This is a genomic window from Xanthomonas sp. CFBP 8152 (assembly GCF_014199025.1).
In the GTDB taxonomy this organism is placed as follows: Bacteria; Pseudomonadota; Gammaproteobacteria; order Xanthomonadales; family Xanthomonadaceae; genus Xanthomonas; species Xanthomonas arboricola_B.
Map to the genome: position 1 here is coordinate 1 of NZ_JACHNO010000001.1, position 15,805 is coordinate 15,805.

The following is a 15,805-nucleotide window of genomic DNA, read 5'->3' on the forward strand; positions in this document are numbered from 1 at the left end:
GCGTGGCCTGGCACCGCATCTGGTCGGCCAACGCATCCATGGCGTCATCCTGCGGCGTCCCGACCTGCGCTGGCCCATCCCAGAACAGATCGAGCGCTTGTTGCCCGGCGCGATCATTACCGAGATGACTTCCTGGTCATAGATCGGAACAGGGAGTGCCGTTGACCGGATAGTGCAATGGCGGATCGATCTTGGTTGCATTGCATTGCATTGCATTGCATTGCAACGCAGGCGCCAGGCCCTGCGAGTCATCACGAGCAGGTGACTTGGCAGACTAGCCTGTTCTTTGACGCAGAGACGTTCACAGATACCGGTTCGGCAAGCGTACGCCTGAGCAACTGGCCTATCGCTTTGGCAAGAGGCATGAGAAGACACAAGCCCAACAAAAAAACCCCGCTTGCGCGGGGTTTTTGTTTGTCCAATCGAATGCACTGTGCCGTTTATACCGTTTTGAGTATCAGTCGCCCAGCGTCAGGAGAGAAGCATTGCCGCCTGCGGCTGTTGTGTTGACGGTAACGACCTTCTCGGTAGCGAAGCGCAGCAGGTAATGCGGGCCGCCGGCTTTCGGGCCGGTGCCTGACAGGCCCTGGCCACCGAAAGGTTGTACGCCGACGACCGCACCGATCTGATTGCGGTTGACGTAGACGTTACCCACCGCAACGCGGGCGGTGATGCGATCGATGGTCTCGTCGATGCGCGAGTGCACGCCCAGGGTCAGTCCGTAACCGGTGGCGTTGATCTGATCGATGACGGCGTCGAGTTGGTCGGCTTTCCAGCGAATGACATGCAGGACGGGGCCGAAAATCTCACGCTGCAGCTGCGCGAGCGAGGCTAGCTCGTATGCACGTGGGGCGAAAAAGTTGCCGTTGGCAGTGGCTGGATCTGGGGTGGTGGTGCCGATCAGGCGCGCTTCGCGATCCATGCGCGTCGCATGATCGTCGAGGATCTTGAGCGCATCTGCATCGATCACGGGGCCAACGTCGGTGGACAATAGGGCAGGATCGCCGACCTTCAGCTCTCCCATGGCGCCGGCCAGCATGGTCATGACCTTGTCGGCGATATCGTCCTGCACGAACAGCACGCGGGCTGCCGAGCAGCGTTGGCCGGCAGACATGAAAGCGCTGGAGATCGCATCCTTGACGACAGCTTCCGGCAACGAGGACGAGTCGGCGATGAAGGCGTTCTGGCCACCGGTTTCGGCGATCAGCACGCCGATCGCGGCGTCGCGCGCGGCCAGGGTCCGGTTGATGACGCGTGCGGTCTCCGTGGAGCCGGTGAAGGCGACGCCCGCCACACGCGGGTCATTGGTCAGCGCAGCGCCGACGGTGGCGCCGTCGCCCGGCAGGAACTGCACGACCGCCTCGGGGATGCCCGCTTCGTGCAGTAGCTTCACTGCTGCGTAGCCAATCAGGTTGGTCTGCTCTGCAGGCTTGGCGATGACGCTGTTGCCGGCGGCCAATGCGGCGGCGACCTGGCCGAGGAAGATGGCGAGCGGGAAGTTCCAGGGGCTGATGCAGACGAATACGCCGCGGCCATGCAGCTGCAACTCGTTGGATTCGCCGGTTGGCCCTGGCAGACGCTCGGGCGCGCCGAACTGGGCGCGCGCCTGGCCGGCGTAGTAACGCAAGAAGTCGACCGCCTCGCGCACCTCGGCCACGGCGTCGGGCAGGGTCTTGCCGGCCTCCTTGACGCAGATCGCCATGAACTCGGGCATGCGTGTCTCGAGCAGGTCGGCGGCATGCTCCAGGATGGTGGCGCGGCTGGCGGCAGGCGTGCGGTTCCAGGCCGGCTGCGCGGCAGCAGCGGTGGCCAGAGACGTCTGCACGATGGCCGGACCGGCCGGCTGCCACTGCCCGACCGTTTCGCGTCGGTCCGCCGGATTGAGCACCGCCTCGCTGGGCGTGCTGATCACCGCGCCGGGCACCAGCGGGCCGGCCTTCCATGGCTTGATGGCGGCATTGAGTTGCTCGGCCAGCTGCCGCAGATCGTTGTCGTTGGCGAGATTGGCGCCCATGGAGTTTTTCCTGTGTTGGTTCTGGCTGCGCAACAGATCGGTCGGCAGCGGAATCTTGGGGTGCGGAATGGAGCCGAACGAGGACACCGCTTCGACCGGATCGCGGATCAGGTCTTCGATGGCGACGTCCTCGTCGGTGATGCGATTGACGAAGCTGGAGTTGGCGCCGTTCTCGAGCAGGCGACGCACCAGGTACGGCAGCAGATCTTCGTGTGAGCCGACCGGTGCGTACACGCGGCAGGGCAGTCCCAGGCGATCGGCCGGGATCACTTCGGCATACAGGTCATCGCCCATGCCGTGCAGCTTCTGGTGTTCGTAATGCTTGGTCGTCGCGATCGCGCTTACCGCCGCGATGGTCTGCGCGTTGTGCGTGGCGAACATTGGATACAGCGCATCGCTGTGCGCGAACATGCGACGCGCGCAAGCCAGATACGACACGTCGGTATTCTGCTTGCGGGTAAAGACCGGGTAGCCGGGGTGGCCTTCGATCTGTGCGCGCTTGATCTCCGCGTCCCAGTACGCGCCCTTGACCAGGCGCACCGGAATGCGACGACCGACGCGGCGTGCCAGATCGGCGAGAAAATCGATCGTGTACGGCGTGCGCTTCTGGTATGCCTGCACCGCCAAACCATAGCCTTCCCATCCATCCAGCGATGGGTCGGAGAACGTGGCCTCGATGATGTCCAGCGACAGTTCCAGACGGTCGGCTTCTTCGGCGTCGACGGTGTAGCCGATACCGTAGGACTTGGCCAGTTGCGCCAGCTCCAGTACACCCGGCACCAGCTCGGCCATCACGCGTGCGCGCTTGGCATGTTCGTAGCGCGGATACAGTGCGGACAATTTGATCGAGATGCTGGGCGCGGCAAATGCATCGGTGCCGACGAAACTGCCGCTGCGGCCGATCGCATGGATGGCATCGCGGTACGCCTGCAGATAGCGCTGCGCATCTTTCATGGTCAATGCGCCTTCGCCGAGCATGTCGAACGAATAGCGGTAATCGGCGTTGTCGCCCTTGCGCGAGCGCGACAGGGCTTCACCGATGGTACGGCCCATGACGAACTGGTGGCCCATGATCTTCATCGCCTGGCGCACGGCCAGACGAATCACCGGCTCGCCGACGCGGCCTATCAGGCGCTTGAACGCGCCCGGCACGTCGGCGCGGGTGAGGTCATTGAGTTGTACCAGCTTGCCGGTGAGCATCAGACCCCAGGTCGATGCGTTGACCAGCACCGAGTCGCTGCCGCCGACGTGTTTTTTCCAGTCCGCATCGCCGAGCTTGTCGCGGATCAGCTTGTCTGCGGTGTCCTGGTCGGGAATACGCAACAGCGCTTCGGCCACGCACATCAGCAGTACGCCTTCTTCGCTGCCCAGGTCGTACTGGCGCATGAAGGCCTCGATCGCGCCCTGGTCCTGCGCACGTGCGCGGACGCGGGTGACCAGATCGGCGGCCACCGCCTGCACCCTGGCCTGTTCGGCGGCGGGCAGACGCGCCTGGTCGAGCAATTCGCGGACGTGTTCGGTTTCGTCCTTGAGCCAGGCGGCAGTGATCGCCGCACGCAATGCGCCGGGTGCGGCAGGCAGCTCGGGCGCCAGCAGCGGGCGCGCAACTGAGGGAGAGGCAAGCGGGTCGAGCTGAGCGTTCATGCGAAGGGTGCCTGGGAATCCGTGCTCATTCTAGAGAGCCGCAGCCCCTGCGCACTTGTGTGGAAGCGGCAACTTTTCTGCCGTTTTGTGCACGTGGCCGGCGCAGCCCCGAACGGACCCGATCGTTGCCGGCCGCAGCCGCGGGTATCGGCACATGCATCGGGAAGTGGTTGATTTATGCGTGTTTTTAGCTGCACTGCAGCAATTGATCGATTGCCGGAAACGCTTGCCGCATGCGTTCGTGCGGGTCTACCATCGGGCCATTCCCGCAGTGCGCTGCGTGCTGCCAATGATCGAAGTTCTGCCGTTGATGTCCGAAGGGGTCGGGACGCAGTTGCAGTTGCGGCCTCCGCGGGCATTGTCGGCCAGGCAATTCGTGCAGCTGTTCGCAGTATTGGCCGGAACGATGTGGGTATGTGCGGGCCTGGGGTGGTGGACCGGCAATGCATTCGCGCCGGTGTTCGCCCTGTTGCACAGTGGTGTGGTGGCGCTGGCGCTACGGCAGTTGTGGCGAAGCGGCGAGCGCGAAGAAGCGATCCGGATAGGCGAGACCGTTGTCGAGGTGTTTCCGTCCGGACAGGCGCCACCAGCGTTTCAGGCACATCCGCATTGGGTGCGGTTATGCATGGAACGCGACGACAGGGTGGTGCTGGTCAGCAGCGGCAAGCAGATCGAGATCGGAAGTTTTCTCGGGCCGGCCGAACGTGTGGAACTGGCAACGACGTTGAAACGCTTGCTCGCGGCCGCCAATGGCCGTCACCGATGACGTAAGGGTCTAGGCAATGACGCAACGCAGCAGCTGGAAGGCGACGTATTCGAAGTTGGCTTTGGCAATTCTGGCGCTGCCCAGCGCTTCAGGTGCCTGGGCGCAATCGGCCGACCCAAAGGAATGGCAGCTCAACATGGGCCGCGGGGTCACCCAGACCGCGCGCATGGCCTACGAGGCGCACATGGTGGCGCTGTGGGTCTGCGTGGTGATCGGCGCGCTGGTGTTCGGTGCGATGGGCTATGCGATCTTCAAGTTCCGCAAGTCCAAGGGCGCGGTGGCCGCGCAATTCAGCCACAACACCACGGCCGAAGTGCTGTGGACGGTGATCCCGGTGCTGGTGCTGATCGCGATGGCCTGGCCGGCGACGGCCAAGCTGATTGCGATGTACGACACCCGCGAGTCGGAAATGACCGTCAAGGTCACCGGCTACCAGTGGATGTGGAAATACGAGTATCTGGGCCAGGGCGTGGAGTTCACCAGCCGGCTGGCGCGTGAATCGGACCGCATCCGCCAGAGTGGCGAGCGTCCGACCGCTGCATCGCAACCGCATTATCTGCTGGATGTGGACAACCGCCTGGTGCTGCCGGTCAACACCAAGATCCGTTTCGTGATCACCGCCGACGACGTGATTCATGCGTGGTGGGTGCCGGCCCTTGGCTGGAAGCAGGACGCGATCCCCGGCATCGTCAACGAGGCATGGACCAATATCGAGCAGCCGGGCGTGTATCGCGGGCAGTGTGCCGAGTTGTGCGGCAAGGATCATGGCTTCATGCCGATCGTGGTGGAAGCGCTGCCCAAGGCCGAATTCCAGCGCTGGCTGGCGGCCCGTCGCAGTGCCAGCGCAGCGCCTGCCGCACCGCCCGGCACCCCGGCGCCGGCGTCCACACCTGCAGCACCGCCTGCCGGCGAGGCCGCTCCAGCCGCAGCGCCTGCTCCGGCCGCCGCACCGACCGCCGCTCCTTAATCGCCCGCAACCGCACCGCTTCGTAGAGGTCGTTCCGTCATGGCGCATACCGCAGTCGATCACCACGGACACCACCAGCCCGGTTTCGTCGAGCGCTGGTTTTTCTCGACCAATCACAAGGACATCGGCACGCTGTACCTGCTGTTTTCCTTCGTGATGTTCATCATCGGCGCGGCGATGAGCGTGGTGATCCGCGCCGAACTGATGCAGCCCGGGCTGCAGTTCGTCAAACCCGAGTTCTTCAACCAGATGACCACCGTGCATGCCCTGGTGATGATCTTCGGCGGAGTGATGCCGGCCTTCGTCGGGCTGGCCAACTGGATGATTCCGCTGCAGATCGGCGCGCCGGACATGGCGTTGCCGCGTATGAACAACTGGTCGTTCTGGTTGCTGCCGGTGGCATTTACCTTGCTGCTGCTGACGCTGTTCCTGCCCGGCGGTGCGCCGGCCGGCGGCTGGACGCTGTATCCGCCGCTGTCGCTGCAGGGCGGCTACAACGTGGCCTTCAGCGTATTTGCGATCCATGTTGCCGGCGTCAGTTCGATCATGGGTGCGATCAACATCATCGCCACCGTGCTCAACATGCGTGCGCCGGGCATCGATTTGCTGAAGATGCCGATCTTCTGCTGGGCGTGGCTGATTACCGCGTTCCTGCTGATCGCGGTCATGCCGGTGCTGGCCGGCGCGGTGACCATGCTGTTGACCGACAAGTTCTTCGGCACCAGCTTTTTCAATGCGGCCGGCGGCGGCGATCCGGTGATGTACCAGCACATCTTCTGGTTCTTCGGGCATCCGGAGGTCTACATCATGATCCTGCCGGCGTTCGGCGTGGTCAGCGAGATCATCCCGACCTTCAGCCGCAAGCCGCTGTTCGGCTATCAGGCGATGGTCTATGCGATTGCGGCGATCGCGTTCCTGAGCTTCATCGTGTGGGCGCACCACATGTTCACCGTGGGCATGCCGCTCGGTGGCGAAATCTACTTCATGTTTGCCACGATGCTGATCTCCATCCCGACCGGGGTGAAGGTGTTCAACTGGGTCAGCACGATGTGGAAGGGCTCGCTGACGTTCGAGTCGCCGATGCTGTGGGCGGTGGCGTTCGTGATTCTCTTCAGCATCGGTGGATTTTCGGGCCTGATGCTGGCGATCGTGCCGGCGGATTTCCAGTATCACGACACCTATTTTGTGGTCGCGCATTTCCATTATGTGCTGGTCACCGGTGCGGTGTTCGCGCTGATTGCGGCGGTTTACTACTGGTGGCCGAAGTGGACCGGGCGGATGTACAACGAGACCTGGGCCAAGTTCCATTTCTGGTGGACGATGGTGTTCGTCAATCTGCTGTTCTTCCCGCAGCATTTCCTCGGCCTGGCCGGCATGCCGCGGCGGATTCCCGATTACAACGTGGTGTTTGCCGACTGGAACCTGATCAGCTCGATCGGCGCGTTCGGCATGTTCGCCACGCCGTTCCTGATGGCCGGCATCCTGTTCGCCTCGCTGCGCAGCGGGGCCAGGGCCGACGCACGTGCCTGGGAAGGCGCCAAGGGACTGGAGTGGACGGTGCCGTCGCCGGCGCCGGCGCATACCTTCACCGTGCCGCCGGTGATCAAGCCTGGAGATCTTGCGCATGAAGACATCGGTCACTGAGTCCGCGCCGCCGGCTGTGGCACGTCTGCTCTCCGCTGCCGAACGGCAGGCGCAACAGCGTCGCGCGGTGCGCCGCACGGCGATCACGGTCGGCATCATCGCGCTGCTGATCTATGCCGGTTTCATCGCGTCGGGAGTCATCGGGCGGTGAACGCGCGGGCGCCCGCACCTGCACCGACGGCCGGCTTGTTCAAGCTGCTGGGCGTGGTGTTGGGCGTGTTCGTGCTGACCTTTTCGCTGGTGCCGCTGTACCGCATCGCGTGCGAAAAAGTATTCGGCATCCGCATGGAGCGCGCACCGGGCAATACGCGTGGCAATGCCGCTGCGATTGCAGGGGCTGGCAAACGCACGGTGCGGGTGGAGTTCGATGCCGGGGTCAATTCCAAACTGCCGTGGACCTTCCATCCCGAGCAGATGACGATGGATGTGGTGCCGGGCGAACTCAACGAGGCGCTGTACTTCGCACGCAACGACAGCGCGCGGGCAGTGGTCGGCAGCGCGGTGCCTTCGGTGGCGCCAGCGCGGGCATCGGGGTATTTCAACAAGACCGAATGCTTCTGTTTTACCGCGCAGACCTTGCAGGCCGGCGAAATGCGCGACATGCCGCTGCGTTTCATCGTCGACCCTGCACTGCCGCCGGAAGTCACCACGATCACCCTGTCCTATACGTTCTATCGCAACGACACCCTGACCTCGGAGTTGCAGGGCGGTGGCGCATCCAGCGCGCCGCGCGCGGCGCCTTGATCCTTCATCCACACGCAGCACCGACACGGAAGCAACGCCATGGCCGACCATAGTCCCAACGCCGATGCGTATTTCGTCCCGAGCCAGAGCAAGTGGCCCTTCGTCGGGTCGATTGCGATGTTCGTGATGATGATCGGCGTGGCCAGCTGGCTCAACGATGCGGCATGGGGGCGCTGGACGTTCTTTGTCGGCATGGCGATGTTGCTGGCGACCTTGTTCATGTGGTTTGGCGATGTCATCCGCGAATCCAACGCCGGGCACTACAACCGCCAGGTGGACGGCTCCTTCCGCATGGGGATGGTGTGGTTCATCTTTTCCGAGGTGATGTTCTTCTGCGCCTTCTTCGGTGCGTTGTTCTACACGCGTGTGCTGACCCTTCCCTGGCTGGGCGGCGAAGGCGATGGCGTGATGACCAACGAGCTGCTGTGGAACGGCTATTCCGCTGCGTGGCCGACCAACGGTCCCGGCACGATCGGTGGGCAATTCCAGACCATCCCGGCCTGGGGCCTGCCGCTGATCAATACGCTGATCCTGCTCAGCTCCGGCGTCACCTTGACCATCGCGCATCACGCGCTCAAGGGCGGCCGTCGCGGCGCGCTATTGCTGTGGCTGGGCCTGACCGTGCTGCTGGGCTGCGTGTTCCTGTTCCTGCAGGCCGAGGAATACATCCACGCCTATACCGAGCTCAATCTGACGCTGGGATCGGGCATCTACGGCTCGACCTTCTTCATGCTCACCGGTTTCCACGGCATGCACGTGCTGCTGGGCACGATCATGCTGGCGGTGATGTGGCTGCGGGTGGCGCGCGGGCACTTCACCCGCGACAACCACTTCGCCTTCGAAGCGGCGGCCTGGTACTGGCACTTCGTCGACGTGGTGTGGCTGGCGTTGTTCCTGTTCGTGTATGTACTTTGAGGGCTGGGATTCGGGAATCGGGATTGGGGATTCGCTAGAGCGATCCGCGTTTGCTGTTACCAATCCCCAATGCCGACTCCCCAATCCCATCGGCCGCGTCAGCGGCCGAGCCCATGCGGCTTGATCCAGCCGGTGTAGATGCCGAGGATCACGACGGCGATCAGTGCGACCGATAGACCGATGCGCCAGGTCAGTGCGTTGACGGTGCGCTTGGTCTGGCCACGGTCGGTGAGCAGGTAGTAGAGGCCCGCGCCCAGGTTCCACAGGATCACGATCAGGAAGGCGACAATCAGCAACGTCTTGAGCGAATCGTTCACAACAGCCCCGGTGGTCGTCGGCGTGGTAGCGGCATTGCACGCCTTTTTGCGTCGCTTGTCATGATGCGCAAGCACACGGCGGTGTTGGGATGGTGTCTTGCCCTACTGGTCAGCGCAGGCTTTGCGGCGCTGGGGCAGTGGCAATTGCAGCGTATGCACGGCAAACAGGCGTTGCTGGAACGTGCGGCGCATGTGCGGCAGACGCCGTTGACCCTGGTGCAGGCCCTGGCCACGCCGCATGCGCTGGCCTGGGTGAGCGGAGAGGTGCGGTTTCTGCCGCAGCAGGTGCTGCTGGACAACCAGCTGCATGCCGGGCGCGCCGGCGTGCGGATCTATCAACTCGCCGCGCCGCAAGGCAGCCCGGCCACGCTGCTGGTCGATCTGGGCTGGCTGCCGTTGCCGGCCAATCGGCAGTTGCCGACGATTACGCCGCTGCAAGGCACCCGGACATTGCAGGGGGTGCTGACTGCGCCGCCCTCGGCCGGACTTGCGATGGGGCCGGCGTTGTCGGCCGCCAATGCGCCGCAGACCTGGCTGGCCACGCGTCTGGAGACCGCCGCCCTGCGCAGCGCGTTTGGCAGGCGCGACATTTCGTCGCAGGTCTTGCGCCTGGATCCGGCCCTGCCGGTCGGTTATGCACGCGACCTGGAGATGCTGCCGAACACGCTGCCACCCGCGCGGCACTTGGGTTATGCGGTGCAATGGTTCGGCCTGGCCGTGGCCGTGCTGGTCACCGCGACGCTGCTGAGCTGGCGTGCGCGTCGCCGCCAGCGACGCGGGCACTGACGCCTGCGGCATGAGAAAATCGACGGCATGACCCCCTCCACATCGGCCACGCCGCATTCGGTCAAACGCGGCCGCAGGATGCTGATTGCCCTGGCGGCGCTGTTCTTCGGCTCGATGTTGCTGGCCGGTGCGCTGCGCTTCTCCGGATGGCAGCCGGCATCGATGCGCAACCACGGCGAACTGCTCAAGCCGCCTGCCGACCTGCGCGGGTTGGTGCCGGTGCGCGCGGACGGGCAGCCGTATGCATGGACGCCTGCCGAACGTATGTGGCGGATTGCGCTCGCACCGCCTGCCAATTGCACGCAGCAGTGCGTGATGCTGGCGGCCGAACTGGACAAGGTGTGGCAGCTGCTCGGCCATCGCGCCGACAAGGTGGAGGTGTTGTGGATCGGCAGCCCGCCAGCCGGTCTGCCGCCGATGCCGGCCCTGCGTGTGCTGCGCGACGACGCGCGGTTCCGGCAGGGCCTGCCGCGTGCCAACGATGCCGCCGGTGTGCCGGTGTATGTAATCGACCCGAATGGCTTCGTGATCCTGCGGTATGCCCCGGGGTTCGACCCGGCCGGCCTGCGTGCCGATCTGGTCAAGCTGCTGAAACTGATGTGAGCCCGTTTTGATGAACCTGTTTGCGCCACCGGCATTGTTCCGCCACTTCCATCGCATGGCCTGGCTGGCTGCGTTGTTCACCGCGAGCACGATCCTGTTCGGGTCGTTCGTGCGCCTGTCCGATGCCGGCATGAGCTGCCCGGACTGGCCGACCTGCTACGGCCGCGTCACCTGGCCGCAGAGCAGCGACGAAGCCAATACGCATGTGGCCAGCAAGATCCGTCCGCTGGAATCGCACAAGGCCTGGCGCGAGCAGGTGCACCGCTTCCTGGCCGGCGCGCTCGGGGTGGAGGTGCTGGTGCTGTCGTTGCTGGCGGTGCGCCGCCGCCGCATGGGCATCGCCCAGTTGGTCTCTGCCGCGGTGCTGGTGGCCTTGTCGATTCCGCTGTACATGTCCGGCTGGCACGCACTGGCGTTCGGCGTGGCGATCGCGGGCGAGGCCATCCTGCTGCTGGCGGCGCTGCGCTGGAGCAATATCGACCTGGCGCGTGCGGCGGTGCTGACGCTGGCGGTGGTGATCTTCCAGGCGCTGCTGGGCATGTGGACGGTGACGCTATTGCTCAAACCCATCGTGGTGATGGGCCATCTGCTCGGCGGCATGCTGATGTTCTCGCTGCTGGTGTGGATGGCCTGGCGCGCGACGCACCTGCCGATCACGCTGGCCGATGCATCGCGGCTCAAGTGGCTGTTGCGCGCGGGCGTGGCGGTGGTGGGCCTGCAGATCGCCCTCGGCGGCTGGGTCAGTGCCAACTACGCGGCGCTGGCCTGTGGCGGTGGCAGTTGGTCGGCCGACAATTTCCCGCGCTGCGTCAGCCAGTGGTGGCCGCCGCATGACTTCCGCGAGGGCTTCACGCTCTGGCGCGGGATCGGGGTGGATTACGAAGGCGGTGTGCTCGATGGCGCAGCGCGCATCGCCATCCAGATGGCGCACCGGTTGTGGGCAATCGCGACGGCGCTGTATCTGTGGTGGCTGGCCTGGCGCCTGTCGCGTTCGCCGGGCATGCGCGTGTGGGCCGGTGCCTTGGCGGTGCTGGTAGCGGTGCAGGTGACGCTGGGCATGCTCAACGTCAAGTTGGCGTTGCCGCTGGAAGTGTCGGTGCTGCATAACGGGGGCGCGGTCGCACTGTTGTTCGTGCTGGTCTCGTTGCTGGCGCGGCTGCGCGCGCCGGAGTGAGCATGGCTGTCAGCGCACGCGATTACTGGGATCTGACCAAACCCAAGGTGGTGGCACTGATCGTGTTCACCGCCCTGGTGGGCATGTTCCTGGCCATCCCCGATATGCCGACCTGGGTGCAGGTGCGCACCGGTGCGTTGGGCTTTCTGGGCATCTGGCTGGCGGCGTCGGCGGCGGCAGCGATCAACCAATTGCTGGACGCCAAGATCGACGCGCAGATGGCGCGTACCTCATGGCGCCCGCTGGTGGTGGGCAAGGTGCGGCCGTGGCAGGTGCTGCTGTTTGCCAGCGTGCTGATCGTGATCTCCATGACCATCCTGGTGGTCTGGGTGAATTTGATCACGGCGGTGCTGACGTTTGCGTCGCTGATCGGTTACGCGGTGATCTACACCGTGTACCTGAAGCGTGCGACCTCGCAGAACATCGTGATCGGCGGTCTGGCCGGCGCTACGCCGCCGATGCTGGGCTGGGCCGCAGTGACCGGCTTGCCGACCAGCGCCGACTGGATCAATGCCTCGCTGCTGGTGTTGATCATCTTCATCTGGACGCCGCCGCATTTCTGGGCGCTGGCGATCTTCCGCCGTGCCGATTACGCCAAGGCGGCGATCCCGATGCTGCCGGTCACCCATGGCGTGCCGCATACGCGCAAGCAGATCCTGGTATACACGGTATTGCTGGCGATCGTGACCCTGCTGCCGGTGGCGGTGGGCATGAGCGGGCTGTTCTACCTGGGCGGCGCGGTGGTGCTCAACGTGGTGTTCCTCTGGTACGCCTGGCGCATGCTCGACCCGCCGGACGAGCTGTTCTCGATGAAGATGTTCGGTTACTCCATCGTCTATCTGATGGCGCTGTTCGCATTTTTGATGGTGGATCACCTGCTATTGCCGTGGGTGCGCTAGCGGCCAGCGAAGAAAAGCCCGCTGCTGCCCCCAAGGCGATCGACCCGCGACTGACGTAGCCGTCAGGCGGACGCCGCTGGCGCCGGGAACCGGCCCATTTCAGTCGGACACACCAGTTGCGCGCGCTGTCCGGCATCCGGCGGCCGATCGCCAGTGAGCGCATTCCCATTCGCTGCGTAGCTGGCTGTGCCCTCACGCCGGCTCAGCTCAACCAGCTGGCGCACTCGCTGGTGTTCTTGCTGCCGCAGCTGCTCTGCATCTTCTGCTGCAGTCGCGTCAGCACCGCATCGCCTTCCTGGCGATGCTGCCTGCTCCAGGTCTTCAACGTGGCGCCAAGCGTCGCGAAGCGCTGCCGGGTGCGTTGGCGGTAGCCATCGGGTTGCCCGGCCAGTTCGCCGATCACCTGCGTGGCAGCTGTCTCGATGCCGGCGGTGTCGTCCGGGCTGAGCCGGACCAGGCCATCCACGTACATCACGCCCCATTGCACGCGGGTGGCGGGTCCTTGCGCGCTGTCGTACGCCTTCTTGAGCCAGGACAGCGCGGTTTTCTTATCGCCGCGCTGTTCGGCCAGATCGGCCAGTTCGGGCATGTAGTAGTACGGCGTCTTGCTGCGCGTCAACTCGGCCAGCAGCAGCTGTTCGGCGCCGCTGCTGTCGCCCACCTCGCCGAGCAGTGCCGCGGCGGTGCTGATGGTGGATTGGCGCTCCTCGTCGGTCCTGGCGGTGGCGGTCGCCCATTGCACGCGTTGCTGCACGGTGTCGACCACGGTCTTGGGCAGCGGCGGTTGTGGGCCTTTGGCCTGGGTTTCGGTGGGCTGGCCTTGTGTCAGGCGTGCCAGCTGGATCCGTGCGTGCGCGGTGCCGAGCCGGTCGGCGATCGGCAGTGCGGTGTCGGCGTAGACCTTGTCCAATGCCAGATTCAGCGCGTTGGACAAGGCGGTGCGTTCGCCGGCATCGCTGCTGGCAGCGGCGACCAGCCGTGCGGGCATGTAGCTCAGCGTGCCGAGATTGGCGCGCACCTCTGCCGGATCGGCCAGCACCGCTTCCAGCAACGTGCGTGACGCCGCGCTGGCGGCAGGCGGTTCCTTGGCTGCGGTAATCGCCGCCAGGGCGAAGCGGCGTTGCAGGGCCGGCTGTGGCGCCGACTTGGATAGGCGCGTGAGCACATCGACGGCCTGCTCCGGCTTGACCAGCCGATCGTCGGTACCCCAGGCGTAGTTGCCGAGCACGGCCCAGTCGTCCGCGCTGAGCTGCTGTGGGGTCTGCAATGCGGTGTCGAGCAGTTGCCTGGCGGTACTGGTGCTTCTGGCGGCCACGCGCAGCACATCGGCCAGGCGTGCGTTGTCGGCATCGCCGGCCAGGCGGGTGATCTCGCTGCGATCCGGGCGCAGCACGATGATGGTCGGGTAGCCCTTGATGCCGAAGCGCTCGCCCCAGGCCTGCGCACCCTCCGAATCGCCATCCAGATGCACCGCCACGAATTGCTGGGTGCGGGCGATGAAGGTCGGGTCCTTGAACAAGGTGGCCTTCAGACGATTGCAGGGCGGGCACCAGGCCGCACCCCAGTACAGCAGGATCGGCTTGCCGCTTTCCCTGGCCTCGGCGAAGGCATCTTCGACATCGCCCTCGCGCCAGGCGATGCTGGACGCGGGTGCCGGTGTGGCGGCCGCCTTGGTCTGTGCCGGTGCTGGCGGCGTGGCGGGCTTGTTGCAGGCAGTGAGCGTGGCCAGCACCGCCAGCAGCGCGATCAGGGACGGGGCAGGGCGTCGGAACGACAGCGTCATGGCAATCACCGATGGGGCGGCAGCGAGGTGGATCGAACACTCTAGCGAGCGGCGCTGTGCCAGCGTCGGAGTGCGTCATGACCGTTGTCTATCTGCTTACAACCGGCACCGGCACGCAACCCGAACCAGTGGCGCGCCGGGCGTAGCGGCCTGGCGATGGCGACGCAGGCCACGCCGGCGGCAAGCAGGCTTTTGCAGGTCACGCAGCCGCGGGCTGTGCTGGGTGTCGTCGATCAGCCCACTGCCGTGCGATGGCCGTTACCTTCCATGATCACCGGCAGTGGCCTGCGGCTCCCCAGGTGCGGTGCGCGCGTAACGCGCGGCCACGAATGCGCAGACGATCAGCTGCAGCTGGTGATACAGCATGATCGGCAACACGATCGCGCCCAGGCCGCCGCCGGCAAACATCACCTTGGCCATCGGCACGCCGGTGGCCAGGCTCTTCTTGGAGCCGCAGAACACGATCGCGATTTCGTCGGCGCGGTTGAAACGCAGGCGCCGCGCGATGAAGGTGATCGAGAGCATCGCCACCGCCAGCAGCAGTGCGGCCGCACCGAGCACCGCAAGCAAGGCCGGCAACGGCGTCTTCTGCCACAGGCCTTCGTTCACCGATGCGCTGAAGGCGGTGTACACCACCAGCAGGATGGTGCCCTGGTCGGTGTAACGCAGTACGGCGCGATGCCGTTCGACCCAGCCGCCGATCCACGGGCGCATGAAATGGCCAGCCAGGAACGGCACCAGCAACTGCAGCAGGATCTTGCCGATCGCTTCGGCCGGGTGCGCCATCGCGCCCTGGCTGCCGACCAGGGCGCCCATCAGCAACGGCGTGAAAAACACCCCCAGCAGGCTGGAAAGCGAGGCGGCACACACGGCTGCCGGCACGTTGCCGCGCGCCATCGAGGTGAAGGCGATCGACGATTGCACCGTGGACGGCAGCGCGCACAGGAACAGCACGCCGACATACAGCTCCGGTGTCAGCGCAAGATGCGCGAGCGGTTTGAACAACAGCCCGAGCAGCGGGAACAGCACGAAGGTGCAGGCCAGGATCACCAGATGCAGGCGCCAATGCAGCGCGCCGGCCTTGACCGCCTCGCGCGACAGGCGCGCGCCGTGCAGGAAGAACAGCGCGGCGATCGCCACGTCGGTGACATCGTCCATGACCGCGGCGGCGGTGCCGGAGACCGGCAGGAACGAGGCGAGCGTGACCGTGCACAGCAGCGCGAGGGTGAACGGATCGATGCGCAACCGCGCCAGCCAGTGTTTGATCATCGTGCGTATTCAGGGGGAGGGCTGTCTGCAGAGTGCCATTGTAGAGGGCAGTGTGCACCGTGCGAGTCGGCCGCGCAGCGCAGGCCGGGGACGCGTGCGTGCTCGCACCGGCTTCGGCAGCAGCAGCGTGCGGTTGCGCCTGCCTGCAGCGATGCGGACAGCGCCACTCGGAGCGGTGATCGATTCGTGCGATACGTCGAAAATCCGCTGCGTGGGCGCTTCGGGCACGCACATCCTTTGTTAGATTCCGGTTGCACACGCCGCGCGCGCTCGTGTTCGA

The 15,805-nt window shown here is 65.2% G+C and carries 14 protein-coding genes and 1 pseudogene; 11 read left to right on the forward strand and 4 right to left on the reverse strand.

Annotation, left to right across the window (positions count from 1 at the left end):
* A pseudogene (locus FHT09_RS00005) lies at nt 1-109 on the forward strand (DNA-formamidopyrimidine glycosylase); the annotation flags it as partial.
* A gap of 348 nt (nt 110-457) precedes the next feature.
* Here the strand turns inward: FHT09_RS00005 and putA are convergent.
* Nucleotides 458-3,658, reverse strand: a complete 3,201-nt coding sequence (gene putA / locus FHT09_RS00010) for a bifunctional proline dehydrogenase/L-glutamate gamma-semialdehyde dehydrogenase PutA (protein WP_104607137.1) — start codon at nt 3,656-3,658, stop codon at nt 458-460.
* A gap of 289 nt (nt 3,659-3,947) precedes the next feature.
* Here putA and FHT09_RS00015 point away from each other — a divergent pair, with 289 nt between their 5' ends.
* From FHT09_RS00015 to FHT09_RS00040, 6 genes are read left to right on the forward strand one after another with little or no spacing between them, the layout of a single operon-like run.
* Nucleotides 3,948-4,424, forward strand: a complete 477-nt coding sequence (locus FHT09_RS00015; protein WP_104536530.1) for a DUF2244 domain-containing protein — start codon at nt 3,948-3,950, stop codon at nt 4,422-4,424.
* 16 nt (nt 4,425-4,440) lie between these two features.
* Nucleotides 4,441-5,391, forward strand: coding sequence for a cytochrome c oxidase subunit II (gene coxB / locus FHT09_RS00020; protein ID WP_104536529.1), 951 nt, complete (start codon nt 4,441-4,443; stop codon nt 5,389-5,391).
* Nucleotides 5,392-5,430: 39 nt separating this feature from the next.
* Complete coding sequence (ctaD, locus tag FHT09_RS00025; RefSeq protein WP_104536528.1) at nt 5,431-7,035, forward strand: cytochrome c oxidase subunit I; 1,605 nt, start codon at nt 5,431-5,433, stop codon at nt 7,033-7,035.
* A complete protein-coding gene (locus FHT09_RS00030) occupies nt 7,016-7,186 on the forward strand; it encodes a hypothetical protein (protein WP_024938846.1) in 171 nt (56 codons plus the stop codon). Before ctaD ends, FHT09_RS00030 begins: the two co-directional genes overlap by 20 nt.
* Nucleotides 7,183-7,779, forward strand: a complete 597-nt coding sequence (locus tag FHT09_RS00035) for a cytochrome c oxidase assembly protein (RefSeq protein WP_104607138.1) — start codon at nt 7,183-7,185, stop codon at nt 7,777-7,779. The genes FHT09_RS00030 and FHT09_RS00035 overlap by 4 nt, the downstream gene beginning before the upstream one ends.
* A gap of 39 nt (nt 7,780-7,818) precedes the next feature.
* Nucleotides 7,819-8,694, forward strand: a complete 876-nt coding sequence (locus FHT09_RS00040; RefSeq protein ID WP_016902806.1) for a cytochrome c oxidase subunit 3 — start codon at nt 7,819-7,821, stop codon at nt 8,692-8,694.
* A 98-nt stretch (nt 8,695-8,792) separates the two neighbouring features.
* Here the strand turns inward: FHT09_RS00040 and FHT09_RS00045 are convergent, their stop codons facing one another.
* Nucleotides 8,793-9,011 carry a twin transmembrane helix small protein gene (locus tag FHT09_RS00045; protein ID WP_104536525.1) on the reverse strand — a complete coding sequence of 73 codons (219 nt, stop codon included), beginning with the start codon at nt 9,009-9,011 and terminating at the stop codon, nt 8,793-8,795.
* 60 nt (nt 9,012-9,071) lie between these two features.
* On the opposite strand from FHT09_RS00045, the gene FHT09_RS00050 reads away from it, so the two are divergent.
* From FHT09_RS00050 to cyoE, 4 genes are read left to right on the forward strand one after another with little or no spacing between them, the layout of a single operon-like run.
* Nucleotides 9,072-9,797, forward strand: a complete 726-nt coding sequence (locus FHT09_RS00050; RefSeq protein ID WP_104536524.1) for an SURF1 family protein — start codon at nt 9,072-9,074, stop codon at nt 9,795-9,797.
* A 27-nt stretch (nt 9,798-9,824) separates the two neighbouring features.
* Nucleotides 9,825-10,400, forward strand: coding sequence for a hypothetical protein (locus FHT09_RS00055; protein ID WP_104536523.1), 576 nt, complete (start codon nt 9,825-9,827; stop codon nt 10,398-10,400).
* Nucleotides 10,401-10,410: 10 nt separating this feature from the next.
* Nucleotides 10,411-11,574, forward strand: coding sequence for a COX15/CtaA family protein (locus FHT09_RS00060; RefSeq protein ID WP_104607139.1), 1,164 nt, complete (start codon nt 10,411-10,413; stop codon nt 11,572-11,574).
* A gap of 2 nt (nt 11,575-11,576) precedes the next feature.
* On the forward strand, nt 11,577-12,473 hold the full coding sequence (gene cyoE, locus FHT09_RS00065) for a heme o synthase (RefSeq protein ID WP_104607140.1): 897 nt from the start codon (nt 11,577-11,579) through the stop codon (nt 12,471-12,473).
* 202 nt (nt 12,474-12,675) lie between these two features.
* Here cyoE and FHT09_RS00070 read toward each other — a convergent pair whose 3' ends face one another.
* Together FHT09_RS00070 and FHT09_RS00075 are read right to left on the reverse strand one after the other, a co-directional pair.
* A complete protein-coding gene (locus tag FHT09_RS00070) occupies nt 12,676-14,256 on the reverse strand; it encodes a thioredoxin family protein (RefSeq protein ID WP_104607141.1) in 1,581 nt (526 codons plus the stop codon).
* A 258-nt stretch (nt 14,257-14,514) separates the two neighbouring features.
* Complete coding sequence (locus FHT09_RS00075) at nt 14,515-15,525, reverse strand: bile acid:sodium symporter family protein (RefSeq protein ID WP_104607142.1); 1,011 nt, start codon at nt 15,523-15,525, stop codon at nt 14,515-14,517.
* Nucleotides 15,526-15,805: the final 280 nt, after the last annotated feature.